This window comes from Bacillus cereus group sp. BfR-BA-01309 (assembly GCF_022664315.1).
Taxonomy (GTDB): Bacteria; Bacillota; Bacilli; order Bacillales; family Bacillaceae_G; genus Bacillus_A; species Bacillus_A mobilis.
On the sequence record NZ_JAKUHE010000015.1, the window covers coordinates 1 to 26,289 of the forward strand.

The following is a 26,289-nucleotide window of genomic DNA, read 5'->3' on the forward strand; positions in this document are numbered from 1 at the left end:
CATACGAAAAAACACCTCCATTGAATTTGCATACTTAGTATGCGAATTCAGGAGGTGTTTTTTTCATGTACCACTATTCGGGTTCACTTCAGATTCTAAGGTTTTTTAGTGCATATGACTCGAAAAGAATGGTCTGCTTTTTCTCATGAAATGATATCATTTTGCAGGTTTGAAAAAGGTATATATCGCTAAGAAAAAGCAAACGAAACTGAATGCGATAGGATCTTGATAGGGACTAGGTTCAGAGCCTTTCTGGATTTCTGTAAGGAAGTCGTGGGTTTTCATGTTCATTGCTCCTTTAACTAATCAGTTTTATATGATACGAGGGCTATGGTGGATAGAAGGTCTTTTTTGAAATTTCATACAATAATTATTGTATAGCAATTTGATTCCTAAAACTACAGAATGCAAAGCTTTCATAATATGTAAAATTGCATATTATTCTTTTTGGAAATTTTGTTATATTATCTTTATATTTCAATTAATGGATTTCATTAAGGTAAATGAGAATAACTGGAGGGATACTGTGAGTAAAACAGTGTTAGAAGCGTATAGTGTGGAAAGAGAAATAGAGAATATAACATATAAAAACCTATTTGTAATGATAGCAATGATTATAGGGATTTCACTCCTAGGAGGATTATTCCTTGGTTTAGCCTTTGAGATTTATGGAGAAGAAGTATTAAGTACTAATTTAGAAGGATATTATTTACTCTTATTTGATGCAGCTGTTGTTGCTATCATTTTATTAGCTTATAAACCAGTTCTTCATTTTATTAAATCTATTTGGGATGTATCCGTTTTGAAGAATGGGAAGACATATTTATATCTATTAATTGGTTTTATTATCATTGCGTTATCACAATATTTAATGTTACATGTGTTTAGTTTCGAAAGTGCAGCAGAACAGAAGGAACAATTAGGGAGCTTAAGGATTCAAAATAGCATACAAAGTATTATATATGTGTTAAGTGTTGCTATAATTACACCGGTTAAAGAAGAAATTCTATTTCGAGGTATTTTATATCGATTTCTAGAAAGGAAATATAATTTTTTAGTTGGTATTATTATTTCTTCCTTCATTTTTGGGATTCTTCATGGAGGTCTTCTAATTACAGCAACGATTATGGGGATTGTATTGGCCATGTTATACAAAAAGACGCAATCTATTATACCTAGTATTATTTTGCACATTGTATGGAACTTACTTGTGAGTATAAGTATGATTGTATCTCTATAAAAATGAATACATAACCAGTATAAAAGATGAATGGCTTAGCTATTCATCTTTTATTTTGTGTGCACGTGAAAAAGTTAATTCATGCATACAATCAAAAAATAGCTAAATACTAACAGTGAACGAACAAAGAAAGGTAGGAGTATTCTATGCAAAACTTAACAGAGCTTGAAGTAGAAAACTTACGTCATTTAATTGGTGGACATGCAACAATTATTAACAAGTTGGAGCAGTATGCACAGACGTGTACAGATCCAGAGTTGAAACAAATGCTACAAAAGGATGCGCAAGATGCAAGAAATACGAAACAGCAATTAATGACTTTCCTAGGATAGGAGGAAGCGACAGATGAATGAAAAAGATATGGTAAATGATTATTTAGCAGGGTTAAATGCAAGTTTAACAAGTTATGCAAATTATATTTCTCAGTCTGATAACGAACAGTTACATCAAACGTTAATTCAAATTCGTAATCAAGATGAGATGCGTCAACGTAATATGTATGAGTACGCAAAGCAAAAAAGTTATTATAAACCAGCTGCACCTGCGAATCCAATGATTGTCCAGCAATTAAAAAGCCAATTAAGTGCGGAATAATGGGGTGAAAAAACGAGCGAATGAAGTCGCTCGTTTTTTGTTTTGTCTCGCGATTTACTGGGCGGTAAAACCCTGCTGATTAAAGTTTTACTTTATATATGTCAATAAATATATAATGAATATTTTTCCAGTTGTAACAAATATGACGAAAATGGAATGTAACAATTCACAAAAAGGACAAAAAGTTTGTTCAATATTTCACAAAGTATCCATGGTTTATATCGTGGGAATCTCTATAATTAGGAGTGTAAAGAACACAAGAAATAGATTATATGATCAATTAGGAGAGATTGCTATGAAACGAAATACAAGAAAAATTGCAATTATCGGTACTGGATTAGTTGGATCAAGTTGTGCATATTCCATTGTGAATCAAGGCATTTGCGAAGAGCTATTATTAATTGATATAAATCATGAACGTGCAGTTGGGGAAGCAATGGATTTATCACACTGCATTAACTTTACAAATACAAGAACAAAAGTATATGCAGGAAGCTATGAAGACTGCAAAGATATGGACATCGTTATTATTACAGCAGGACCAGCACCAAAGCCTGGACAAAGTCGCTTGGATACTTTAGGAGCGAGTGCGAAGATTATGGAAAGTGTTGTTGGCGGAGTAATGGAAAGTGGATTTGATGGTATTTTCTTACTTGCATCGAACCCAGTTGATATTATTACGTATCAAGTGTGGAAATTATCTGGTTTACCTAGAAATCGTGTGATCGGTACTGGTACATCACTAGATTCTTCTCGCCTAAAAACAATTCTATCTGAAATGTTACATGTAGATCCTCGTAGTATTCATGGGTATTCATTAGGAGAACATGGTGATTCTCAAATGGTTGCTTGGTCTCACGTAACTGTTGGTGGAAAGCCAATTCTACAAATTTTAGAAGAGAAAAAAGACAAATTTGGTGAAATAGATTTAGATGAAATTGTTGAGAAGACTGCAAAAGCTGGATGGGAAATTTATAAACGAAAAGGTACTACTTATTACGGAATCGGAAATTCTCTAGCATATATTGCGAGTTCAATCTTTAACGATGATCACCGTGTCATTGCTGTATCAGCCATTTTAGATGGTGAGTACGGTGAGTATGATATTTGTACAGGAGTGCCAGCTATTATTACTAGAGACGGTATAAAAGAAATTGTAGAACTAAACTTAACAGAGGATGAGGAAACTCGATTCGCAAAATCAAACGATATTTTACGTGATTATATGAAAACAATTGGTTACTAACTTATAGGAGAAGGTGAAACAAATGAAGGAATATATAATGTCTCGTGTATTTAAAGCATCAGCTGGAATCGCACAAGGTATTTTCGTATCCCTTGGAATTGGTTTACTAATCGAAAATATAGGAAGAATTGTTGATATTCCATTGCTTATTACAATCGGAGTTGTTGCAAAATCACTTATGGCACCAGCCATTGGTGCCGGAATTGCTTTTATGCTCGGTGCAAACGGTCTTGTAATCTTCTCGGCTATGGTAGCTGGAGCGATTGGTGCCGGATCCATTTCAATTACTGAAGCAGGTCTAATCATTAAAACAGGTGAGCCAATCGGTGCATTATTAACAGCAACTTTAGCTGTATATATTGGTAAACGTTTAAGTGGGAAAACTGCATTAGATATGATGCTCGTTCCATTTGCGGCCATATTAGGTTCTGGTTTAGTCGGTATTTGGTTATCTCATAATATTACTCCTGTCTTAAATACAATTGGAGCATTTATTAAAGATAGCTCAGCTGGTAGCCCGTTCATTGCTTCTATCGTGATTGCAGTCGTTTGGGGACTATTACTTATCTCTCCAGCTTCATCAGCTGCGTTAGCGATCGCACTTAGCTTAGACGGTGTTGCAGGTGGTGCTGCTCTTGCAGGTTGCGTTGCTCAGTTTATCGGATTCTCTGTTATCTCAGCGAAAGAAAATAATTTAGGCGGTATATTAGCTCAGGCTCTTTGTACTCCGAAAGTACAGTTGCCAAATATCACTAAAAATCCAATGATTCTCGTCCCAACTGTTGTCGCCAGTGCTATAGTTGGTCCTGTATCCGCATTGATTTTCCAACTGGAAGCAGGAAAAGAAATTGCAGGTCTTGGATTAAGCTCTCTTATCGCACCAATTAATTTAATTTCCAGCGAAGGATGGGAAGTTGTTCCAGCGATGGTAATCACTTATATCATCATTCCAGTAGCTGTTTCTTATATACTTTACATTGCTCTTAAAAAAGCAGGTCGTATTCACTCTGGTGATATGACTGTACCGCAATCTTAAATTGAAAATCTCCTTTTATATAGAGAAAAGCAGACTGGAAGCCACAGTCTGCTTTTTACATTTTTTGATTTTGTTTTACTGGAACACGTACTGTTTCTTTTGCTAATAATAACTGAACGCCGAAGTAAAGTATGCTTGCAAGCGTCATTCCAGAGATGGCGTCTACAAACGCGTGTTGCTTCGTAAATAGTGTTGATAAAATAATAAGCGTACCGAAGAACATAAGGATATAATATTCAAAAGCATGTTGTTCTCTACGTCTAAAGGCAGCTAGCATAATGATGAAGGTAGTAAGTACGTGAATGCTAGGGAAACAGTTTACCGGTTGATCGATACTATAAATATAGCGGACTAGTTCGGAAAATACGTCTGATCCAACGACTGTTGGACGTGGTACAGTTGTCTGCCAAAAATAATAAATAGAAAAACAAGCAAGTTTTCCAAGAATGATACTACTTAAAGTGACATAATATTGTTTTCGATCCGCAAAGCAATAATAAATAAGTGCGCCGTATAAGTAAGGGAACCAAAGTAAATAAGGAATAATAAATGCTTTCACAAATGGAATCCAATCATCTACTACAGTTGTGACATCTACTGCGTGAACAGCCGATTTATTTAATACATCGTAAAGGGGACTTACGAGTACGAGTAGAAGTATATAACTTAACGGAAGAAAAGATGAAAGTTTAAATTTCTTCATGATAATCTCCTATGTTTAGTAATGTAAGTAAATTCAATTGATTATAATATAGAAACGTAATTTGAGCTATCGATTTTACTTACATTTTCTTGAATGAACCTTACGTTTTTGTCACTTGACTGAAAAGAAGGGGAGGGTGCTATATGAAGCGTTTATCGTATTTCTTATTTTTTATATTGATATGCCTAGTGAGTGCGGGGTGTGCAAAGGATAAAGAAGGAGAGAAATTAGAATATAACGGAAGAGCACTCGTAATTGGAGTTGTTGGAGAGAAACCGAAAGATACGTTTAGGAATGTAAAGTTCGAGGAAATAAAGTTAGAGGAACTGGAAAAGAAATCTAAGGAAGTGGATGGTTTTCTTGTCATGAAAAACCACTTTCAAGAAGCCTCAACAGAGCAGTATAAAGATGTATTTTCATCGCTAAAGAAACCAGTGTTTTTTATCGGTTTGCAAGATAAATCATATTCAACGTTTATTACAAAAGGGATAGAGTATAACAGTGCACGAAAAGATGTAAATGCTATGTATACACAAGGCTTTGCAAATATCGGAAGTGGTGAAGGACAACAATGGGCAGTTGGTTTATCAAATGGTGGAAATACTGAAGAAAGTATTCATAATATGTATATCGTCGTATTTCAAACAATTGCAGATTATTTGAGTCGATAAAGAAAGAGCATGTAAACAAGGCTTCTCCTTTATTTCACATGCAGGAATCGGTTATATAATGATCCAAATGATTCCATTGTTATGAGGTTGCTTGTAGGGACTTTTTATTAACAGTAATTCCTCAATATGCAAGAAATATGCAAATATGCATATTATATTTATTTGGATATTTTTGTATGTTAAAATTAAATATAGGGATTTTCACATATAAAGAACTGAAATCAGAAATATCCAATTAATTTTGAGAGGTGTTACATGTTTACAAATAAGAAATTAATTCGTTTTGGTCTAACATTACTTGTATGTTTATTTGTAATTGATTTTACAATTAGTTATTTTCAAACATATCTTGAATCAGCGGCAGGTATTAAATGGGTAGTCTCAGAAACTTGGAGAACTATTTTGTTAGATGCCCCTGAAAGTATACTAGTTATTTTAGGCGCAATTGCTTTATATGATTTCACAAAAGAAACATCGCCAAAAGACGCATCCATTTAAATGCGTCTTTTTTCTTTGCAGTAATTTCTTCAACATCATGGAATACTCTCCTATTATGGTCAAAATCGTTATTTCCTTTTCTCTGTACGCCTTTGTCATGTAAAGTGTTTCCAGGTTTTGTGACTATAGGATGAAATGGTTAAATAAACGTTTGTTTAAGGTATATGTTCGGTAGGAAGAAATCGATGTAGCTCAAGGGTTAACAAAGAAAAAATGGGGATTAATCAAACGTTTGTTTAAGATGTATGTTTGGTAGGAAGAAATCGATGTAGCTCAAGGATTAATGAAGGAAAGTGGGGAATTAATCAAACGTTTGTTTAAGATATATGTTCGGTGAGTGATAAGAGAAGAATCAAAAAAATTTATATATTTATTTTTTCTTAATAAATGGCGGAAAAATAAGAAAAATTTGCAGGATTATTAAAAATTATCACGAAATAAGTAAAAGTTTAGCGAATAATCGTTTGAAATAATAAAACGTTTTCTATATGATAAGGGTAAAGGTTAGTAAAAAAGTAGGTGAATTTATGACAGTAACATTTTATTCATATCCAAAGTGTGGCACATGTCAAAAAGCAAAGAAATGGTTTGAGGCAAACGATGTAGCATATGAGATGATTCATATTGTTGAAAATCCACCATCAAAAGAAGATTTACGTAATTTACATGAAAAAAGTGAATTACCATTAAAAAAATTCTTTAATACAAGTGGAATGCGTTACCGTGAACTTGGTCTGAAAGATAAGTTAAAGGATGCAAGTGAAGACGAAATGTACGAGCTTTTAGCATCTGATGGCATGTTGATTAAACGTCCAATCGTAACAAATGGAACGAATGTAACACTTGGTTTTAACGAAGAGCAGTTTGAAAGTGTGTGGAAAAAGTACCAATAAGGTATTTTTACATAATTAATACATTCACTGGAGGTACAGTCATGAGCATTCCAAATAATTTACGTTACTCTGAAGAACACGAATGGGTAAAAACTGAAGGTAATGAAGTTGTTATCGGTATTACTCACTTTGCACAAGGTGAGCTAGGCGATATCGTATTCGTTGAACTTCCTGAAGTAGGTGCAACAATCGAAGCTAACGAGCCATTCGGAAGCGTAGAATCTGTTAAAACAGTTTCTGAGTTATATGCACCTGTAAGTGGTAAAGTTGTAGCAGTAAACGAAGAATTAAGTGACCAACCAGAACTTGTTAACGAATCTCCATACGAGGGTGCATGGATGGTTAAAGTTGAACTTTCTGATGCAAGCCAAGTTGAGAAGTTATTAACTGCTGAAAAATATGCAGAAATGACAAACCAAGACTAATTATAGTCGACGAAAGGACAGCCTTTGTGCTGTCCTTTTTATTTTATGTAAAATAATGAATGCAGAATCATATACTAATTATTGTGTAGGAGAACGTTTTTTGAAAAAACTTTTCGTTTAAGTTTTTATTGTCCAGCTCCATCTCATGGCTAAACAGTCGGTTCCGCTTTTCTTTTTGATCTAGCTCCAGCGGCTAGAACAGTCGGTCATTTCACTCCTGAACTTGAGGCAAAGAGCGCCTCTAGTTCAGGAGTTCCAATGCTCTCTTGTTCTGAGCGAGCCGCTTGCGCTTTTCTTTGTCTAGCTCCACCTCCTAGTCCTTCATGTCTAAGAACCTTCCGCACGAGAAGACAAAAAGCGTCTTCTGTGCGAAAGAACCTTAGCCAACAGGGCTAAACAGTCGGCTCCGCTTTTCTTTTGCAAAAATAAACAGGAAACAACATGAAAATAACGAATATACTATATACTAAGTTAAAGGTTGTATAGTATATGGTGATCGGGTGATGACATATGATTTATGTGGAAAAAGTCATTATTGTAGAAGGTACATCAGATAGAAGAAAGATTGAATCTATTATTCGGGAACCGGTGGAAATTGTTTGTACAAATGGTACAATTGGTTTGTCGAAAATGGATGAGCTCGTTGATCAGTTTTTTGATAAGGAAGTGTATGTACTAGTGGATGCTGATGATGCTGGAGAAAAGTTAAGGAAACAGTTTCGAAAAGAATTTCCGCAAGCAGAGCATATTTATATTGATCGCTCGTACCGAGAAGTGGCAACTGCGCCATCTTCACACTTAGCAAATGTATTATGGGGAGCTGACATTGACGTTTATACAGAATATTTACGGTAAGGAATGATAGAAGTGATTGACTGGACAGGAGCCGAAGCAACAGCCCTAATAGAGAACGAAGAAAAAACAGTGTTATATGTATATACTCCAATGTGTGGAACATGCCAATTAGCAAAAAAGATGTTAACAGTTGTTGAGATGACAATTGAAGACCTCCAAATTGGAATGTTAGATTTAAATTATGCTCCGCATTTAGCGAAAGAGTATGGAATCGAAAGTGTACCGTGTTTACTTGTTTTTGAAAATGGGACACTCATGAAGAAGATATATGCATTTCATTCGGTTGAATATTTATATACGGAATTAAAGTAGGCGGCAAAGTTTTTGCCGCCTCGACATATTTCTCGGGAAATATGTCGAGATGCAGTGTGGTTACAGTATTTGTCGAGCGAAAGTAACAGGATTGCTCTTTAGTGAGAGGGAATGGTATGTGTAATAGAAAGTGATATGAAGGATGTGATTTAGGGTGAAATTATATTCTTTGCTGCAATCATTTGTAAATTACGCTAATGGTCAATATCATTTAGAGCCGCTTTTAAGACAAGGAGAAAAAACTGTTAATTTCCGCTTTGGAGATGAAAGTTGTTCGCTGCAAATTTCAAGGGATTATATAGAGTTGCTACACGAGGAAAGAGGAACGGAGCAAATCGTTTGTGTAGATGAAGAAGATGTAAAACAATTGGTGAACGGCAATGTAAGGTTGCAAATGTTAATGAACGATGGACGTGTACAATATTCAGGAACGTATCGAACGATGCTATTAGTTGAATCGATGTTTCATATATGTAAACCGATGTCAGTAGGTGCTTAAAATTCTGAAGGTTCATTTTTTACGAAAATTTCTGTTGACATGGTGTGTGGATATTGATACAATTCAATTCATAAAATATAGACAATTTCATAAATTACAAATCAGACGAAAATGTAATCTGATTTCTCTTATCAAGAGAGGTGGAGGGACTGTGCCCTGTGAAGCCCGGCAACCGTCAACTTATGTTGAAATGGTGCCAATTCCTGCAAAGCAAATGCTTTGAGAGATGAGAGAGAGGGATAATGTTGTTATATACGCATATAAACCTTTCTGCTTCTCTAAAGCGGAAAGGTTTTTTTATTGTTTGAATGTGGAGGACATTCAAATAATAAAAGTAGTGATAACGGTGGACTACACGCATTAAACATAAAAAATTGCGGAGTCGACCCAAATAAAAAAAGGGGTGATACACCATGATTCTATTAGAGAATGTAAAGAAAATATATAAAGCAAAAAGCGGTGATGTCACTGCTGTAGATAATGCCAATTTAAAAATAGACAAAGGCGAAATATTTGGTGTTATCGGATATAGTGGGGCTGGGAAAAGTTCGTTAATCAGATTATTCAATCAGCTAGAGAAACCAACTTCAGGCCAAATTACAATTGCAAATCGTGTGATTTCAGCAATTACAGGAAGTGAACTTCGTAAGGCGAGACAAGAAATCGGAATGATTTTTCAACACTTCAACTTACTTTGGTCACGAACTGTACGCGAAAATATCGAATTCCCACTTGAAATTGCAGGTGTGGATAAGGCGAAGAGAAGAAAACGTGTTGATGAGTTAATTCATCTCGTTGGATTAGAGGGAAGAGGAGATGCATATCCATCTCAGCTGAGTGGAGGACAAAAACAGCGCGTTGGTATTGCAAGAGCGCTAGCTAACAACCCGCAAGTGCTTTTATGTGATGAAGCAACATCAGCTCTTGATCCAGAAACGACAGATCAAATTTTAGATTTATTATTAGATATTAATAAGCGTCTCGGTTTAACAATTGTACTTATTACACACGAGATGCACGTGATTCGAAAGATTTGTAATAGAGTGGCGGTAATGGAAAAAGGAAAGATTGTAGAGACGGGTCCAGTACTTGATGTATTCCGTAATCCGCAGAAAGACATTACGAAACGATTTGTACAGCAGTTAACGGATTCTGAAGATACAAATGAAACGATTGAAAGTTTAATTGAAAAGTATCCAGATGGTAAAGTCGTTCGTTTGCAGTTTATCGGTGAAGCTGTAGAAAGACCAGTACTTCAAAGATTAATGCAACGCAGTGATATAGAAGTTAGCATTTTGCAAGGAAATATCGCACAAACGAATAACGGTTCTTACGGTAGTTTAGTTGTTCATTTAAATGGTGAGGAAACAGCGATTCAGCAAGCAATAGAGGGAATACATCAAGATCAAGTAGAGCTGGAGGTGATCGCACATGGATAAATTACTCGCAAATGTTGATTGGAATCAAATGTTAGAAGCAACTGGTGAAACGTTATATATGACGGCAATCGCAGCTCTTGCGACATTTGTTTTAGGACTAATTTTAGGATTGTTACTCTTTATGACAGCGAAAGATAATTTATGGGAAAACAAGACGGTTAACACAGCGATTGGAGCGTTCGTAAATATATTCCGTTCGATACCGTTCATCATTTTAATCATTTTATTAATCCCATTCACAAAGATTCTGCTTGGAACAATTCTTGGAGCGAGTGCAGCACTGCCGGCTTTAATTATTGGAGCGGCACCATTTTACGCGAGAATGGTTGAAATTGCACTTCGTGAAATTGATAAGGGTGTAATCGAAGCTTCAAAAGCGATGGGAGCAAAAACAAGCACAATTATTTTAAAAGTGCTAATTCCAGAATCATTACCAGCATTAGTATCTGGCATTACAGTTACGACAATTGCTTTAGTAGGCTATACAGCAATGGCGGGAGTTGTTGGTGCTGGTGGCCTTGGAACACTTGCATATTTAGAAGGATTCCAACGAGGAAATAACGATGTAACAATCGTTGCGACAATTTGTGTATTACTAGTTGTATTTTTCATTCAGTGGATTGGTGATCGTGTAACGGTTCGAATAGATAAACGATAATAAAAAAACGGGAGGATGTTTCAAATGAAAAAATTATTACTTACAGCACTTATTTCAACTTCAATTTTTGGGTTAGCAGCTTGTGGCGGGAAAGATAAAGATGAAAAGAAACTAGTTGTAGGGGCTTCTAACGTGCCGCATGCGGTTATTTTAGAAAAGGCTAAACCTTTATTAGAGAAAAAAGGAATTGAGTTAGAAATTAAAAAATTCCAAGACTACGTGTTACCAAATAAATCGTTAGCGGATAAGGATTTAGATGCAAACTACTTCCAGCACATTCCGTATTTAGAAAAAGAAATAAAAGATAAAAAATACGATTTTGAAATTGCAGGAAAAATTCATTTAGAACCAATTGGTGTATATTCTCAAAAATATAAGAGCTTAAAAGAGCTTCCAGACGGGGCGACAATTATTATGAGTAATTCCGTTACTGACCATGGACGTGGTTTAGCAATTTTACAAAAAGAAGGCATTTTAAAAATTAAAGACGGAGTAGATCCAGTTAGTGCAACTCCAAAAGATATTGCAGATAATCCGAAAAACTTAAAGTTCAAAACGGATATTGAGCCTGGTTTGTTACCACAAGTGTATAACAATAAAGAAGGCGACGCTGTTTTAATTAACTCGAACTATGCAATTGATGCGAAATTAACCCCAGAAAAAGATGCAATTGCAATTGAAGGCGATGATTCTCCATACGCAAACGTATTAGTGGTTCGTAAAGGTGATAAAGATAAAAAAGCAATTAAAGAGCTTGTAGAAGTATTACATTCTAAAGAAATTGAAGACTTTATTACTAAAGAATATAAAGGGGCAGTTGTTCCTGTAAAAGAATAATTGCGATTGAAGGATCAGACTCTCCGTATGCAAATATTATTGCAGTTCGTAAAGGTGACTAGAAGAAAAAAGAAATTAAAGAATTAGTAGAAGTACTGCATTCGAAAGAAATTCAAGACTTTATTAATAAAGAATATAAAGGTGCTGTACTTCCGGTAAGTGAATAAATATGAGGAAAGGACTGGAAAATTACCAGTCCTTTTTTCTTTATATAAATAAGAAGAAAGGTGTATCATATAAGGATGCAAGGGAAATACTTATATACATTTGTGAAAAAATTGTTACTTTTTTTCGTCGTTTGCGATATCATTTTATTTGATATAAGATTAGAATGAGAATAAAATGAGAATATGAACGTTTTAGGAATTTTTAAAATGTATATATAGGATTAATGGAGGTATTGAGATGGCTGGTTCTACATTAACGGTTAAAGACTTACACGTATCAATTGATGGCAAAGAAATTTTAAAAGGTGTAAACCTTGAAGTAAAAGGTGGAGAAATCCACGCAATTATGGGACCTAACGGAACAGGTAAATCAACTTTATCTTCTGCGATTATGGGTCACCCAAAGTATGAAGTAACAGAAGGTAGCATCATCATCGACGGTGAAGATGTATTAGAAATGGAAGTAGACGAGCGCGCACAAGCAGGTCTATTCCTAGCAATGCAATATCCAAGTGAAATTAGCGGAGTAACAAATGCTGACTTCTTACGTTCTGCAATTAACGCACGTCGTGAAGAAGGCGATGAAATTTCTCTTATGAAATTTATCCGTACATTAGATAAAAACATGGAATTCCTAGAAATGGATCCAGAAATGGCACAACGTTACTTAAACGAAGGTTTCTCTGGTGGAGAGAAAAAACGTAACGAAATTCTTCAATTAATGATGATTGAGCCAAAAATCGCAATCTTAGATGAAATCGACTCAGGTCTTGATATTGATGCATTAAAAGTTGTATCTAAAGGTATTAACCAAATGCGCGGCGAAGAGTTCGGTTGCCTAATGATTACGCATTACCAACGTTTATTAAACTACATCACTCCAGACTTCGTTCACGTTATGATGAACGGTCGTATCGTTAAATCTGGTGGCCCTGAGCTTGCACAACGTCTAGAAGCTGAAGGTTATGACTGGATTAAAAAAGAATTAGGTATTGAAGACGAAACAACAGAGCAAGAAGCGTAAGAGAGGAGCATAAACATGACAATCGGTACATTACCTTTCGATCAAGAAACAATCCGTCAACGCGCAAGCGAAGTAAACGAAGCTGCTTGGTTGACTGAGTTCCGCTTACAAGCTCTTGCACAAGCAACTGAACTTCCAATGCCAACGCCTGATAAAACGAAAATTGAGAAATGGGACTTTATCGGAAAAGGCGACGCTGCTAAGCAAGAGCCTGTAAGTTCTTTAACAGAGCTTCCAGAAGCAGTGAAAAACTTAATCGATGAAAATAACAGCGTATTGGTACAACGTACTGGTACAACTGCGTTCGTTTCTTTAGCAGACGAAGCAAAAGAAAAAGGTGTTATTTTTACAGACATCGTAACAGCTGCAACAGAGCATGCTGAACTATTACAAAAGTATTTAATGAAAGACGGCGTGAAAGTAGACGAGCATCGTTTAACTGCACTTCATGCTGCATTAATCAACGGCGGTGCATTCGTATATGTTCCGAAAAACGTTGTTCTTGAAACTCCACTTCAAGCTGTATTCTTAGTAGACGGCGAAGAAGCTAACGTATATAACCACGTATTATTCGTAGCTGATGCGAACAGTACTGCAACTTATGTAGAAAACTACGTTGCAAATGAAAATGCTAAAGGTATTGCAAATATCGTAGCAGAAGTAATCGTGGAACAAGGCGCACAAGTGAAATTCGGTGCGGTTGATCTATTAGCAAAAGACGTAACAACTTACGTTAACCGCCGCGGTGTTGTAGGTCGCGACGGCCGCATTGATTGGGCTCTAGGCCTTATGAATGACGGAAACACAATTTCAGAGAACGTTACAAACTTAATGGGCGACGGTTCATATGCTGATACGAAAACAGTAACAATTGGCCGTGGTAACCAAACACAAAACTTTACAACTAAAGTTGTTCACTTCGGTAAACACTCTGAAGGTTGGATTTTAAAACACGGTGTACAAAAAGATAGTGCAACATCTATCTTTAACGGAATTGGTAAGATTGAACACGGTGCATCTAAATCAAATGCACAACAATCTTCTCGCGTTCTTATGTTAGATGAGAAAGCTCGTGGGGATGCAAACCCAATTCTTTTAATCGACGAAGATGATGTAATGGCAGGTCACGCAGCTTCAGTAGGCCGCGTAGATCCGTACCAATTATACTACTTGATGAGCCGTGGTATTCCAAAACGCGAAGCAGAACGTTTAGTCATCCATGGATTCTTAGCACCTGTAGTAAATGAGCTTCCAATTGAAGGAGTAAAAGCACAGCTTGTTGAGGTAATTGAAAGGAAAGTTCGCTAATGAATATTCATGAAATACGCAAACAGTTTCCAATTCTTGATCAAAAAGTGAACGGCAAACAACTTGTATATTTCGATAGTGCAGCAACTTCTCAAAAACCAATTCAAGTCATTGAAACGTTAGAACGTTACTATAAAGAATATAATTCTAACGTGCATCGCGGTGTTCATACGCTCGGTACGAAAGCTACCGACGCGTATGAAGGTGCACGCGAGAAAGTTCGCAAGTTTATTAATGCGAAATCAATGGAAGAGATTATTTTCACGCGCGGAACGACAACTGCATTAAATACAGTAGCGGCTAGCTATGGTCTTGAAAATGTAAAAGAAGGCGATGAAATCGTTATTTCTTACATGGAACACCATAGTAACATCATTCCGTGGCAACAAGTTGCGAAGAAAACTGGTGCAACTTTAAAATACCTTCCGCTTCAACCAGACGGTACAATTTCTTTAGAAGATGTTCGTCAAACAGTTACACCGAATACAAAAATCGTTTCTATTATGCAAGTTTCAAACGTGCTTGGAACGATTAACCCTGTAAAAGAAATCGGAGCAATCGCACACGAAAATGGCGCAATTATGGTCGTTGACGGTGCACAAAGTACACCTCATATGAAAGTAGATGTACAAGATTTGAACTGTGATTTCTACGCATTATCTGCTCATAAGATGTGCGGACCTACAGGTATCGGCGTATTATATGGTAAAAAAGAATTGCTAAACAATATGGAGCCAATTGAATTTGGCGGTGAAATGATTGATTTCGTAGATTTACAAGAATCTACTTGGAAAGAGCTTCCGTGGAAGTTTGAAGCAGGCACACCGATTATCGGTAATGCAATCGGACTTGGAGCGGCAATTGATTTCCTAGAAGAAATCGGTCTTGATAATATTGAAAAGCATGAACATGAATTAGCGCAATATGCTTTAGAAAGACTATCAGAAGTAGATGGCGTTACAATTTATGGTCCAAAGCATCGCGCTGGTCTTGTTACATTTAACATTGACGACGTACATCCTCACGATGTAGCGACAGTATTAGATGTAGAAGGCATTGCGGTTCGCGCAGGACACCACTGTGCACAACCGCTTATGAAGTGGCTGAAAGCTTCTTCTACAGCACGTGCGAGCTTCTATTTATATAATACAAAAGAAGAAATTGATACATTTGTTGAATCGCTAATCAAGACAAAGGAGTATTTCACAAATGTCATTTAATAATTTAGATACGTTATATCGTCAAGTTATTATGGATCATTATAAGAATCCTCGTAACAATGGCGTGTTAGAAGATAGTGTTACAGTTAACTTGAACAATCCAACTTGCGGTGATCGTATTCAACTTACGATGAAAGTAGAAGAAGGTATTGTGCAAGAAGCGAAGTTTGAAGGAGAAGGATGTTCTATCTCAATGTCTTCAGCTTCAATGATGACACAAGCAGTAAAAGGTAAGAAAATTGAAGAGGCACTTCAGCTTTCTAAAATTTTCTCTGACATGATGCTAGGAAAAGAGTACGATGACAGCATTGATTTAGGAGATATTGAAGCATTACAAGGCGTATGCAAGTTCCCTGCACGTATTAAATGTGCAACATTAGCGTGGAAAGCGTTAGAAAAGGGCTTAAACGAAGATAAGTAATGTTAAAGGTTCCTAAAAACGAGGTTATCTAAGGAGGGACACACCAACATGGCGAAGCAACTGCCAGATATCGGCGATTATAAATATGGTTTCAAAGACAAAGACGTTTCGATTTTCCGTGCTGGACGCGGTTTAACAAAAGAGATCGTTGAAGAGATTTCACGTATGAAAGAAGAACCACAGTGGATGTTAGACTTCCGTTTAAAATCACTGGATAAGTTCTATGAAATGCCAATGCCACAATGGGGCGGCGACTTAAACGACTTAGATTTCGATGAAATTACGTACTACGTAAAACCATCTGAGAAATCTGAGAAGTCTTGGGATGAAGTACCTGATGAAATTAAAGCAACATTTGATAAATTAGGTATTCCAGAAGCTGAGCAAAAATATTTAGCTGGTGTATCTGCACAGTACGAATCTGAAGTTGTATACCACAACATGAAAGAAGACCTAGAAGCTCTAGGAATCGTCTTCAAAGATACAGATAGCGCATTAAAAGAGAACGAAGATATTTTCCGTGAGCATTTCGGAAAAGTAATCCCACCAACAGACAACAAATTCTCTGCATTAAACTCTGCAGTTTGGTCTGGTGGATCATTCATCTACGTTCCAAAAGGTATTAAAGTGGATACACCACTTCAAGCGTATTTCCGTATTAACTCTGAAAATATGGGACAATTCGAGCGTACGCTTATCATCGTAGACGAAGGCGCACACGTACACTACGTAGAAGGTTGTACAGCACCTGTTTACACTACTAACTCACTTCACAGTGCGGTAGTAGAAATCATCATTAAGAAAGATGCATATTGCCGTTATACAACAATCCAAAACTGGGCGAACAACGTATACAACCTAGTTACAAAACGTGCGGTTTGTGAAGAAAACGCAACGATGGAATGGATTGACGGTAACATCGGATCTAAATTAACGATGAAGTACCCAGCAGTTATCTTAAAAGGCGAAGGCGCTCGTGGTTTAACATTATCTATCGCGATTGCTGGTAAAGGCCAACACCAAGATGCTGGTGCGAAAATGATTCACTTAGCACCAAACACGTCTTCAACAATCGTTTCTAAATCGATTGCGAAGCATGGTGGTAAAGTAACTTACCGTGGTATCGTACACTTCGGACCAAAAGCGAAAAACTCTCGCTCTAACATCGAGTGTGACACGTTAATCATGGATAACCAATCTACATCTGATACAATTCCTTATAACGAAATCAAAAACGATTACGTTTCACTTGAGCACGAAGCGAAAGTATCAAAAGTATCAGAAGAACAATTATTCTACCTAATGAGCCGCGGTATTTCTGAGCAAGAAGCTACAGAAATGATCGTAATGGGCTTCATCGAGCCATTCACTCGCGAACTTCCAATGGAATACGCAGTTGAAATGAACCGCCTAATCAAGTTTGAGATGGAAGGTTCTATTGGTTAATAGATAAAGTAGAAGCGCCCTGCTATGCAGGGCGCTTTTTTATGTTGTGTTGGGTTCAGTTTAGGGCAGGTTGGGATACCCAGGTGGGTGTTCAGTTAAATATATCAGCGATTATTTTAATATATCGACTTATCAACAAATTACGACAGGAAGAACAGGCCTTATACCCCGAACCTAAATCGTATCCACTTTATCCACAGACTTAACACGGTCCCAAATATACTTCATCCCAGCAAAAGAAGCATATCCAATTAAAGCACCTAACATATTCAATATGATGTCATCAATATCGAAAACACCAGTAAAAGTAAGAAGTTGTAGCGATTCAATTAATAAAATAAACTTAATAAAAATTTTGGATGCCATTTTTACATTGTTTATTTGTTTAAATAATAAAGGTAGAAGGAATCCGAATGGGATGAATATGATGACGTTTCCTACTGTATTCATAAGTACGATCTCTATATTATAAGGATCTAGTAAATGGGTAGTATCGAATCCACTTAAATAGCTGATTGTACTTTTGAGTGGAATTAAGTTTATTAATCCGCCGTGTATAGAATGCCAGTCACCTGTTTCAAAGAAGTACTTCACATTACCAAGGTAAAAAGCTGGCCTCCCGAGTAACAGTTTAAATAATAAAACAAATGAATACGGTAAAAATAATCCCCAACCAATCCACTGTACATATTTTTGCGTAGAAGATTGCATCGCTTTTTCAATTTCAGTTCCTAAAGTAGAGGCTTCTCCGAAGTTTTGAATGGCTAATGTAGTAGCTTCTTCTTCGGATTTTCCTTGATCGAGAAATTCTTGTTTTAAGCTTGTAAGATGATCGTAAATTTCGAAGTAAAGTTCGTCTCTATCAGGTTGCGATAGGTTTGTTTTTTGAACGATACTCTGTATGTATTTTTCAATCGTCATTAATTTAAAGCTCCTTTCTGACAAGTTTTAATAAGAGCTGTAACTGAATTCCATGCTGTTAGTTTTTCTTCTAAAATTTTCTTTCCGCTCGTAGTAATGCAATAAAACTTTCGTTTCATACCAGTTTCAGATTCACCCCAGTAGGAATTAATTAAATCCTTTTGTTCCAAGCGTTTGAGTGCTGGATAGAGTGTACCTTGGCTCATCGTGTATAGATCATTGCTGTTTTCTTTTAGTTTTTGAATAATTTCATATCCGTACGTATCGTGCTGTTTAATGATGGAGAGAAGTAAAATATCAATACTTCCTTTTAATATCTCTTTATCCATTTTATGGTTCACCGCCTTGTAATGAAAGTGTAACACGACATATGTCGTGTTACAAGGTATATTTGCGGAATAATTTCCTATATAGGAGTTGGCAAAACACTCTTCGCCAAGTAAACTTCCTGACAAATATTTACCTTCTAACTAATCCACAGATTTGAAAAAATAAAGTTCCTCACATTAAAAGGGCAATCTTTTGCTTTTTCTCACAATGCGAGTACAATGTAAAATAGCAAGAAAAGACGAAAAGTATTTACAGGATTATTGCGTACGCATAGCGTAAATGGCAGTAAGGAACTGAGAGGAGGTTTTTTCTCTGAATATAAATAAAGAAACAATCATCCACCTTTATCATACAAACGATATACATAGTCATTTTGAAAATTGGCCGCAAATTTCTCGGTTTGTACAAGGAGAGAAAAGGCGAAGACAGGAAGCTGGAGAGACCGTTTTGACGGTTGATATCGGCGATCATGTGGATCGTTTTCATAGTATTTCGGAAGCGACGAATGGACTTGGCAATACGAAGCTTTTAAATGAGGCGTTATATGATTATGTAACGATCGGCAATAACGAAGGAATTACGCTAGCGAAGGAGCATTTGAATCGTCTATATGATGATGCTGGATTTGAGGTGCTCGTTGCGAATTTATTTGAAAAAGAAGGTGTACGTCCAGAGTGGGCAAGGCCTTATAAATTACATACAACGACAGACGGGATTACGATTGCTTTTATCGGATTAACGGTAGCTTATCCAGAGTTTTATCATATGCTCGATTGGCATATTGAAGATCCGCTTATCCATTTAGAGTCTATTTTAGAAGAAGTGCGAGATGAGGCTCATGTTACAGTTGTCCTTTCTCATCTTGGAAAAAGCATGGATGAGTATATAGCAGAGCATTATGATGTAGATGTTATTTTAGGGGCACATACGCACCATTTATTTGAGCGTGGCGTTCTTATGAATAATACGTTACTTTGTTGTTGTGAAAAGTGGGGACGTTACGTTGGGCACGTCCAGCTTACTGTGGATAAAGAGACGAAGAAGCTGTTGAAAAAAGACGGTAGAGCGATTAAGACAGAACGTTTAGGTGCTTATAGCAAACCGTTATCCACAATTGAATTGCTGCAGGAAGAAAGTGAACATATTATGGCCGAGCCTGTCGTTCATTTAAAGGAGGCATTACCGGTCGATTGGTTTCAGGAGACATCATTTTCGCACATGTTAGCAAATGCGCTGAAAACGTGGTGCGGTGCAGAAATCGGCATGGTGAACGCTGGTGTGCTATTAGAGGGATTAAATGAAGGTGTTGTGACGCGCGGAGATATTCACAGAATTTGTCCACATCCCATTAATCCATGTTTATTAAAAGTGCCAGGCAAAACGTTACGAGAAGTTATTTTGAAAGCGCGCCGTCCAAATATGGAGAATCTTGAGGTAAAAGGATTTGGATTTCGCGGGAAAGTGATGGGGAAAATGATTTACGCTGGTGTCGAGGTCATTCCAGATACGATTCCTGGGAATAAAATTTTACTCGAAGATGTATTGATTAACGGGGAATCGCTGGAATTAGATCGTATATATACAGTAGGAACGATTGATATGTTTACATTCGGCTACTTATACCCAGAGCTATCCACACTTTCTGACAAACAATATTATATGCCAGAGTTACTCAGAGATGTGTTAACAGACGTGTTGATAACTCATACATCTTCCGTCAAACTATAGGCTAGTTACTTGTAACACTCATTTTTCTCTTGTCATACAGATAAGAAAGAGAGGAGTGTGAACTATGGTTAATGTGGAGCCAATTATAATCGATAATTATACGTTTATTGCGGTTAGCGTCAAACTTCCAAAGACAAATTTGCTAGCTGTAATGAGCGATAAAGGATATATTATGTGCGGTGCATTAGATGTAGGTCTTTTAAATGAGAAGTTAGGGGATCGAGGAATTATTGCTGGCCGCGCGGTTGGTGTAAGAACGATTGAACAACTTCTTGAAGCACCGCTAGAATCAGTAACGATTGAAGCCGAATCTTTAGGTATTACGGCTGGCACAATCGGAAAAGAAGCATTATTAAAAATGAGATAAGCATATATCGTCCCTCCTTCTTGCATAGAAATGATATAAGAAGGAGGTTTTTTTATGAGTATATTTCGTTCGAAAAATTCGCGGTTTCGAAGGGGGCCTATTTCCTTTCGGTACATACTGCTTATGTCGTTTATTCTTTTTGTTATATTACTCGTGCAAGGATTATGGATTGTGAATAGTAGCATTCAGCCGACGTTACTTAAATATGGGGAAGTAGAGACGCATAAAATGGCGACAGCGATTATGACGAAGGCGGTAAAAGATAGAATTAATGAAGGATTCGATGTGGATTCATTAATGAAAGTACAAAATGATAAAAACGGGAAAGTATCCACAATTAATTTAAATACGAAGCAAGTAAATGAAATCGTAACATCAACGACCACATACATAGAAAAATATTTACAGCAAGTAGAACAAGGCGATTTGAAGGGACTAGGTATTTCTGAAAAAAATGGAGCAACGATGGCAGTTCCTTTTGGTCGTGTAACGGATAATGCGCTTCTTGGAAATATAGGACCCGATATTCCAATTGATTTCACGACGATTGGTCATGTGAATACGGATATTAAACAAAAAATTGAACCGCACGGGATTAATACGACAGCGATTCAAATTATTATGGAGATGGAAGTCACGTTGCAAGTAATTATTCCATTTCACACGAAAGAAATAACAGTAAAGCAAGATGTTCCAATTGCAACGCGCATTGTTCAAGGGGAAGTGCCTACTTATTACGGAAGCGGAAGTGTTGCTGTACCTGATAAAAAGAAAACGGATAGTTAGCCGAATTTAAAAAATAACCGTAGCATATTGCTACGGTTATCGTTTTGTATTCGCGCGTTCTTTTCGCTCCCAAAGGCTTAAATGCATGTATGGATCGAAAGCCCATTCTGTATAGCCATTGTCTTTATACATGCCGAAATGTAAGTGCGGAGGGAATTTTCCCGCTGTGCCGGGAGGGCCGTAACCGGTGCTACCAACAAATCCGATTACTTTTCCTGGTTCGACAATTTGTCCAAGCTGTATTTCTTTTGAGAATCCGCCTAAATGAGCGTAATAATGGTAATTATTATGAAGGTCACGAATACCGATGCGCCATCCGCCAAGGCGGTTCCAGCCCTTTGTTTCAATGATGCCATAGCAAGTGGATCTGACTGGTACGCCATAGCCTGCAAAAATATCGGTTCCTTCATGAACTCTTCTTCCCCCAAAACTTCTTCCAGCGCCAAAAGTACTACGGTAGCTATGGTCGCTACGAATTGGAAGTGGGAAAGCATTTCCTTCTAAGTTAATACGTCCATAATGTTTATAAATTTGGGCGTATTCGCTAATTAATTCAACTGTTTTCGCACGTCTATAATATTCCCAAAGCATAATGTGAACACGGTCTTCGGACGTTCCTTGTTTCTTTAAAATTGTTGCTGCTGTATGCAAAAGATCACGGTCGTTATTTGCATTTGCAAATCCATCTTTGTCACCATCTAAACCTAACCCGCCAAATAGAGAAATTGTATGTGGGAGAGTGTCGTTACCATTAACGGGTCCAGCCCATATTTCTGGTTTGAAATAAAGGGAAATGATGGCATCTGGTTTTTTCGGAATATCTTTTCTTACGCTCCGTATATTTCTTTCATATTGATCCATTGCAGCTAAGTAATACCACGGAATGCCTGAAGATTGCTCGGTTTCTTTATATAGTGCCATGCGCTTTTCGTATATGCTTTGCTGATTATCTTCACCGTAAGCGATGTTTTGGTGGAGAAGAAAGCAAATTGAAAGCAAAAGAGAAATTTTTCGAAGCATGAAATAGACTCCTTTCACAACATCACTCTTTTTAGTGTGGGATATACGGAGTATTTCATTATAGGGAACGATTGGAAAAAAATCTTAGAATCTTCATTTGAGCAAATCGCTTTCATACGTTAGAATAGATATGTTACATTGAAAGAAGCGAACACGGTAAACTATTTCATATTGTGCGGAGTTGATAACCATGACAAAACAAACAGAATATAAGCGCAAGCCCGAATGGTTGAAAATTAAGTTAAACACGAATGAAAACTATACAGGCTTAAAGAAAATGATGCGTTCTAAGAATCTTCATACAGTTTGTGAAGAAGCGAAATGTCCGAATATTCATGAATGCTGGGCTGTAAGAAAAACAGCAACATTTATGATTTTAGGTGCGGTTTGTACACGTGCTTGTCGTTTTTGTGCGGTTAAAACAGGCTTACCAACTGAGCTTGATTTACAAGAGCCAGAACGCGTAGCAGATTCTGTAGTACAAATGGGCTTAAAGCACGTTGTTATAACAGCGGTTGCACGTGATGATTTAAAAGACGGAGGAGCAGCTGTTTTTGCTGAAACAGTACGCGCTGTACGTCGTAAAAATCCATTTACGTCAATCGAAGTATTACCATCTGATATGGGTGGAGTAGAAGAAAACTTAAAAATGTTAATGGATGCAAAACCAGATATTTTAAACCATAACATTGAAACAGTACGTCGATTATCTAACCGAGTTCGCGCTAGAGCAAAATATGACCGTTCATTAGAGTTTTTACGTCGAGCGAAAGAAATGCAGCCTGATATTCCAACTAAATCGAGCATTATGGTGGGCTTAGGTGAAACGAGAGAAGATTTAATTGAAGCAATGGATGACTTACGTGCAAACAATGTGGATATTTTAACTCTTGGACAATACCTACAACCATCTAAGAAGCATTTACCAGTTCTTAAATATTACCCACCAGCAGAATTTGCAGAGCTTAAAGAAATTGCACTTAGCAAAGGCTTTAGCCACTGTGAAGCTGGCCCACTTGTGCGTTCTTCTTACCATGCGGACGAGCAAGTTCGTTCTGCAAAAGAAAAAACAGCAGAAGCAAAATAATGAAAAAAGAGAGCCGATCATTGGCTCTCTTTTTGTTTATATTCTAAAACAGTATTCGGACATGTTAATAAAATTTTCTTTAATTCCTCTGTGGATAATTCAATTGTAAATTCAGGTACACCAGGTGTGATTAAAATTTTGTCGTAAGCATAAATTGCACGATCCACAATAATCGTTACATGTTGTGAATAACCGAAAGGAGCGACACATCCTGGCGTACAGCCAGTTTCTTCTCTTAGCTCATCAGGAGAACAGAGAGATAAGCTTGCTCCTGTTATTTCCTTCATCTCTCCTCGGTTGAGTCTTGCGCCTTCTAACGTGAAAAATACGTAATAATCTCCAGACTTTGATTTTAAAAATAAGCTTTTACTTGGAGTGCCGTGTAAGCCAAGCCTTTCACGTACGATACGATCTGTTTCATAATCGAGTACTGGTTCGTGTTCAAACTTTTCGTAAGAAGCATTTGTTTTATGTAGTAAAGCAAGTACATCTTCGTACATATGGAGTGATACCCCTTTCTATTGTTAGTACAGTTTCTTCTCGTGGCGTCAACTGAATGTGTTGGAAAGAGATATTACTCGGACGGTGCTTCCCATAATCGTTTTAGGACACATTGTTCATCGATTGTAATTTCGTAAATATCAGGATTCGTTAGAGCTCTCCATTCATTAAAACCAATCGTATGATCAAAGTGCTTTAAAATGAGCGTAAGTAAGTTTCCATGTGTAACGAGTATTGTTGTAGTATGATTTAATTTTAAAACGTCTTGGATAAGCGATATAGCACGGTCCGTTGCTTGTTTTGTCGACTCTCCGCCTGAAAAGGCAATATCTATATTTGTAAAAGTAGATTCTAGTTTTTGCATCCAATCGTCCATTGGAACGTCGCTTAATATGCGTTCAGCTAATCGTTCATCTTCTTGGATAGATAAGTTAGCTTGGAGCGCATAGGGCCGAATAGAATCGATAGCTCGCACAAATGGGCTTGAAATAATATGATCTATTTGTGGTTGGTTTTCTAAGAGGAATGTAGCAAGGGTGTTTGCTTGATCTTTTCCTGCAATCGTTAATTCGGCATCACGTTCTTGGCCAATTGCTGAACAATGTCGTATTACAATCAATTTCTTCATAATTCATCCCCATCTTTCAAGTTGACGCTATATACTTCGACAAATGTGGAAATAATTCCTTTTTATTGGAAACGGCATAATGATTTAATTATGTGGAAAAGTAATGTGGATATTGAACATTTGAGGTGCACTTATGAAAAAAATGATATGTATTATATTCAGTCTTTGTTTTTTTCTGCACTTGTCCACAACATATGCAGAATCAAATACAAAATTAAATTATCCAAGCAACCGAAATAAATCGTTTGTGAGTGAAGATGTATTTTATGAACAGTTAGATAAGAAAATCTACAAAGAATACAATAATGCAGCATATAGCGTTCGAAAAAAAATCTTATTTAAAGAAGTGCCTGATGAAGAATTTTCTTTCTTACAAAAAACAGCTGTGGGTTGTCGGAGTAGTGTGGTGTTTCAAGATTCGTTTATTCACCCTGATCGCCAAGTTTATTTTTTTGCGTCCTTTTCTCAAAATGAAGCAGACGAATTTCGTAAGTACATCGTCATAGATGCAGAAACAAAGAGGGAGCTGCAAGGGGGAAAAAGCTATCATCATTATGATAATCCATATAAAAAATAACCCACCAACTGGTGGGTTATTTTTACGCCGGCACACTCATTAATTTCTTTTTTATTTTACGAATAAGAATGACAGCACCAATTGTGAAGAGAAGGGTAATTCCTTCTGCGACGAAGATGTTGATTGTTTGTGTTTGGTAAAGCGCCGCGAAAAAGTCTACAAATGCGTGGAATAATATAGCGTAAACAAGGAAGATATATTTCTTCTGTTTTACTGCGTATAAGACAAGCATCGTAAAGGCAATTTGCAACACAAGAGCCATAATTCTTTCTAGGCTACCAAATAAGTATAAATAGGCAGGTTGCTCTATTAGCAAGTCTTTAATATGGATTAACTGTGGATATTGATCAACCATTTGAGCGAAGCTGCCGTTGTTAATAGATGTTGCAAAAGTAAGAGTTTGAAGCCCAGCGAATCCGCCGACTAAAATCGATTCAATACCGCCGTGTCCAATTCCATATGCAAGACCGTCTGTATACTCACGATATTTTTTTAATAAGTAGTAAAAGGCAACGAAACGACCTAATTCTTCAAAAATACCAGCTGTTAGACCGCCATAAAGCGCAAAGACAAATGGATTTTCTAAAATTGGAGCGATTGACGGATTTCCGCGCATAAATAGGTGGAACGGTGTCTCGAGAATTTGAGTAAACCCAATAAAAATAAGAACACCAACGCCGACTACTTTCCAATTAATATGATATTTTTTACGAAAATAAACAAACGCAATAATAGGTACCAGAATCGAAAGCACAAGTTGAATCGTGATGCTGGCAATTACAGTATTTGAAACCATACTTTCACCGCTTTCTAATATATGTACATATCTATTATGCATGAAATATAGTGGAG

The 26,289-nt window shown here is 36.8% G+C and carries 32 protein-coding genes, 1 pseudogene and 1 riboswitch; of the genes and pseudogenes, 26 read left to right on the top strand and 7 right to left on the bottom strand.

Annotated features, from left to right (window positions below; all coding sequences use genetic code 11):
• The first annotated feature begins 526 nt into the window (after positions 1-526).
• The 5 genes from MR115_RS23030 to MR115_RS23050 all read left to right on the top strand — a co-directional run bounded on the left by MR115_RS23030 (position 527) and on the right by MR115_RS23050 (position 4,116).
• Entirely contained in the window at positions 527-1,240 is a 714-nt protein-coding gene (locus MR115_RS23030; protein ID WP_098596841.1) for a CPBP family intramembrane glutamic endopeptidase, read from the top strand.
• 146 nt (positions 1,241-1,386) lie between these two features.
• Positions 1,387-1,572: a hypothetical protein gene (locus tag MR115_RS23035; protein ID WP_001180553.1), complete on the top strand. Its 186-nt coding sequence runs from the start codon at positions 1,387-1,389 to the stop codon at positions 1,570-1,572.
• 13 nt (positions 1,573-1,585) lie between these two features.
• Positions 1,586-1,834 carry a spore coat protein gene (locus MR115_RS23040; protein WP_001002992.1) on the top strand — a complete coding sequence of 83 codons (249 nt, stop codon included), beginning with the start codon at positions 1,586-1,588 and terminating at the stop codon, positions 1,832-1,834.
• A 295-nt stretch (positions 1,835-2,129) separates the two neighbouring features.
• Positions 2,130-3,080, top strand: a complete 951-nt coding sequence (locus tag MR115_RS23045; RefSeq protein WP_472926394.1) for an L-lactate dehydrogenase — start codon at positions 2,130-2,132, stop codon at positions 3,078-3,080.
• A gap of 22 nt (positions 3,081-3,102) precedes the next feature.
• On the top strand, positions 3,103-4,116 hold the full coding sequence (locus MR115_RS23050; protein WP_000666174.1) for a PTS sugar transporter subunit IIC: 1,014 nt from the start codon (positions 3,103-3,105) through the stop codon (positions 4,114-4,116).
• 55 nt (positions 4,117-4,171) lie between these two features.
• On the opposite strand, the gene MR115_RS23055 is transcribed toward MR115_RS23050, so the two are convergent.
• The gene (locus tag MR115_RS23055; protein WP_061678016.1) at positions 4,172-4,819 is read right to left on the bottom strand and encodes a phosphatase PAP2 family protein; all 648 of its coding nucleotides are present in this window, start codon (positions 4,817-4,819) and stop codon (positions 4,172-4,174) included.
• A 143-nt stretch (positions 4,820-4,962) separates the two neighbouring features.
• On the opposite strand from MR115_RS23055, the gene MR115_RS23060 reads away from it, so the two are divergent.
• From MR115_RS23060 to sufB, 16 genes and pseudogenes are all read left to right on the top strand, one after another.
• Positions 4,963-5,490, top strand: coding sequence for a hypothetical protein (locus tag MR115_RS23060; RefSeq protein WP_242242915.1), 528 nt, complete (start codon positions 4,963-4,965; stop codon positions 5,488-5,490).
• A gap of 255 nt (positions 5,491-5,745) precedes the next feature.
• Positions 5,746-5,988, top strand: a complete 243-nt coding sequence (locus MR115_RS23065; RefSeq protein ID WP_242242916.1) for a DUF3937 family protein — start codon at positions 5,746-5,748, stop codon at positions 5,986-5,988.
• Between the two features lie 527 nt (positions 5,989-6,515).
• Positions 6,516-6,881, top strand: coding sequence for an arsenate reductase family protein (locus MR115_RS23070; RefSeq protein ID WP_000218969.1), 366 nt, complete (start codon positions 6,516-6,518; stop codon positions 6,879-6,881).
• Between the two features lie 41 nt (positions 6,882-6,922).
• Positions 6,923-7,306, top strand: a complete 384-nt coding sequence (gene gcvH / locus MR115_RS23075) for a glycine cleavage system protein GcvH (protein WP_000026897.1) — start codon at positions 6,923-6,925, stop codon at positions 7,304-7,306.
• A gap of 510 nt (positions 7,307-7,816) precedes the next feature.
• Positions 7,817-8,161 (top strand): toprim domain-containing protein, encoded by a 345-nt coding sequence (locus MR115_RS23080; protein WP_000640869.1) that lies wholly within the window; start codon positions 7,817-7,819, stop codon positions 8,159-8,161.
• A gap of 3 nt (positions 8,162-8,164) precedes the next feature.
• A complete protein-coding gene (locus MR115_RS23085; RefSeq protein ID WP_076541789.1) occupies positions 8,165-8,473 on the top strand; it encodes a thioredoxin family protein in 309 nt (102 codons plus the stop codon).
• A gap of 154 nt (positions 8,474-8,627) precedes the next feature.
• Positions 8,628-8,972: a hypothetical protein gene (locus MR115_RS23090; protein ID WP_000781217.1), complete on the top strand. Its 345-nt coding sequence runs from the start codon at positions 8,628-8,630 to the stop codon at positions 8,970-8,972.
• Between the two features lie 125 nt (positions 8,973-9,097).
• A riboswitch (SAM riboswitch) is annotated at positions 9,098-9,205 on the top strand.
• A 180-nt stretch (positions 9,206-9,385) separates the two neighbouring features.
• A complete protein-coding gene (locus MR115_RS23095) occupies positions 9,386-10,411 on the top strand; it encodes a methionine ABC transporter ATP-binding protein (protein ID WP_000601756.1) in 1,026 nt (341 codons plus the stop codon).
• Entirely contained in the window at positions 10,404-11,069 is a 666-nt protein-coding gene (locus MR115_RS23100) for a methionine ABC transporter permease (protein WP_061678021.1), read from the top strand. The genes MR115_RS23095 and MR115_RS23100 overlap by 8 nt, the downstream gene beginning before the upstream one ends.
• Positions 11,070-11,093: 24 nt before the next feature.
• Positions 11,094-11,906, top strand: coding sequence for a methionine ABC transporter substrate-binding lipoprotein MetQ (gene metQ, locus MR115_RS23105; RefSeq protein ID WP_242242917.1), 813 nt, complete (start codon positions 11,094-11,096; stop codon positions 11,904-11,906).
• Positions 11,897-12,073 (top strand): annotated as a pseudogene (locus MR115_RS30355) (MetQ/NlpA family ABC transporter substrate-binding protein); the annotation flags it as partial. The gene metQ and the pseudogene MR115_RS30355, both read left to right, overlap by 10 nt.
• A gap of 238 nt (positions 12,074-12,311) precedes the next feature.
• The gene (gene sufC, locus MR115_RS23110; RefSeq protein ID WP_000929163.1) at positions 12,312-13,097 is read left to right on the top strand and encodes a Fe-S cluster assembly ATPase SufC; all 786 of its coding nucleotides are present in this window, start codon (positions 12,312-12,314) and stop codon (positions 13,095-13,097) included.
• Between the two features lie 15 nt (positions 13,098-13,112).
• Positions 13,113-14,405 carry a Fe-S cluster assembly protein SufD gene (sufD, locus tag MR115_RS23115; protein WP_000152177.1) on the top strand — a complete coding sequence of 431 codons (1,293 nt, stop codon included), beginning with the start codon at positions 13,113-13,115 and terminating at the stop codon, positions 14,403-14,405.
• Entirely contained in the window at positions 14,405-15,625 is a 1,221-nt protein-coding gene (sufS, locus tag MR115_RS23120; RefSeq protein ID WP_242242918.1) for a cysteine desulfurase SufS, read from the top strand. Before sufD ends, sufS begins: the two co-directional genes overlap by 1 nt.
• A complete protein-coding gene (gene sufU, locus MR115_RS23125) occupies positions 15,615-16,046 on the top strand; it encodes a Fe-S cluster assembly sulfur transfer protein SufU (protein ID WP_000009525.1) in 432 nt (143 codons plus the stop codon). Before sufS ends, sufU begins: the two co-directional genes overlap by 11 nt.
• A gap of 48 nt (positions 16,047-16,094) precedes the next feature.
• On the top strand, positions 16,095-17,492 hold the full coding sequence (gene sufB, locus MR115_RS23130; protein ID WP_001118824.1) for a Fe-S cluster assembly protein SufB: 1,398 nt from the start codon (positions 16,095-16,097) through the stop codon (positions 17,490-17,492).
• Between the two features lie 174 nt (positions 17,493-17,666).
• Here sufB and MR115_RS23135 read toward each other — a convergent pair whose 3' ends face one another.
• Both MR115_RS23135 and MR115_RS23140 read right to left on the bottom strand, forming a co-directional pair.
• A complete protein-coding gene (locus MR115_RS23135; protein WP_242242919.1) occupies positions 17,667-18,413 on the bottom strand; it encodes a VanZ family protein in 747 nt (248 codons plus the stop codon).
• Positions 18,413-18,742 (bottom strand): PadR family transcriptional regulator, encoded by a 330-nt coding sequence (locus MR115_RS23140; RefSeq protein ID WP_075312377.1) that lies wholly within the window; start codon positions 18,740-18,742, stop codon positions 18,413-18,415. Before MR115_RS23140 ends, MR115_RS23135 begins: the two co-directional genes overlap by 1 nt.
• Before the next feature lie 337 nt (positions 18,743-19,079).
• Here MR115_RS23140 and MR115_RS23145 point away from each other — a divergent pair, with 337 nt between their 5' ends.
• From MR115_RS23145 to yunB, 3 genes are all read left to right on the top strand, one after another.
• Positions 19,080-20,471, top strand: a complete 1,392-nt coding sequence (locus tag MR115_RS23145) for a bifunctional metallophosphatase/5'-nucleotidase (RefSeq protein WP_309243109.1) — start codon at positions 19,080-19,082, stop codon at positions 20,469-20,471.
• 64 nt (positions 20,472-20,535) lie between these two features.
• Entirely contained in the window at positions 20,536-20,838 is a 303-nt protein-coding gene (locus MR115_RS23150; RefSeq protein ID WP_000248464.1) for a YunC family protein, read from the top strand.
• Positions 20,839-20,892: 54 nt separating this feature from the next.
• Positions 20,893-21,624, top strand: coding sequence for a sporulation protein YunB (gene yunB, locus MR115_RS23155; RefSeq protein ID WP_242242920.1), 732 nt, complete (start codon positions 20,893-20,895; stop codon positions 21,622-21,624).
• A 36-nt stretch (positions 21,625-21,660) separates the two neighbouring features.
• Here the strand turns inward: yunB and MR115_RS23160 are convergent, their stop codons facing one another.
• A complete protein-coding gene (locus MR115_RS23160) occupies positions 21,661-22,644 on the bottom strand; it encodes a M23 family metallopeptidase (RefSeq protein ID WP_000944676.1) in 984 nt (327 codons plus the stop codon).
• Positions 22,645-22,834: 190 nt separating this feature from the next.
• On the opposite strand from MR115_RS23160, the gene lipA reads away from it, so the two are divergent.
• Positions 22,835-23,731, top strand: a complete 897-nt coding sequence (gene lipA, locus MR115_RS23165) for a lipoyl synthase (protein ID WP_000166375.1) — start codon at positions 22,835-22,837, stop codon at positions 23,729-23,731.
• A gap of 17 nt (positions 23,732-23,748) precedes the next feature.
• Here the strand turns inward: lipA and MR115_RS23170 are convergent, their stop codons facing one another.
• Positions 23,749-24,231, bottom strand: coding sequence for a YbaK/EbsC family protein (locus MR115_RS23170; RefSeq protein WP_061678026.1), 483 nt, complete (start codon positions 24,229-24,231; stop codon positions 23,749-23,751).
• Positions 24,232-24,305: 74 nt separating this feature from the next.
• The gene (locus MR115_RS23175; RefSeq protein WP_242242921.1) at positions 24,306-24,860 is read right to left on the bottom strand and encodes a histidine phosphatase family protein; all 555 of its coding nucleotides are present in this window, start codon (positions 24,858-24,860) and stop codon (positions 24,306-24,308) included.
• Positions 24,861-24,993: 133 nt separating this feature from the next.
• On the opposite strand from MR115_RS23175, the gene MR115_RS23180 reads away from it, so the two are divergent.
• Positions 24,994-25,437: a hypothetical protein gene (locus MR115_RS23180; protein ID WP_242242922.1), complete on the top strand. Its 444-nt coding sequence runs from the start codon at positions 24,994-24,996 to the stop codon at positions 25,435-25,437.
• A gap of 22 nt (positions 25,438-25,459) precedes the next feature.
• On the opposite strand, the gene MR115_RS23185 is transcribed toward MR115_RS23180, so the two are convergent.
• Entirely contained in the window at positions 25,460-26,275 is an 816-nt protein-coding gene (locus MR115_RS23185; RefSeq protein WP_242242958.1) for a YhfC family intramembrane metalloprotease, read from the bottom strand.
• Positions 26,276-26,289 lie beyond the last annotated feature (14 nt).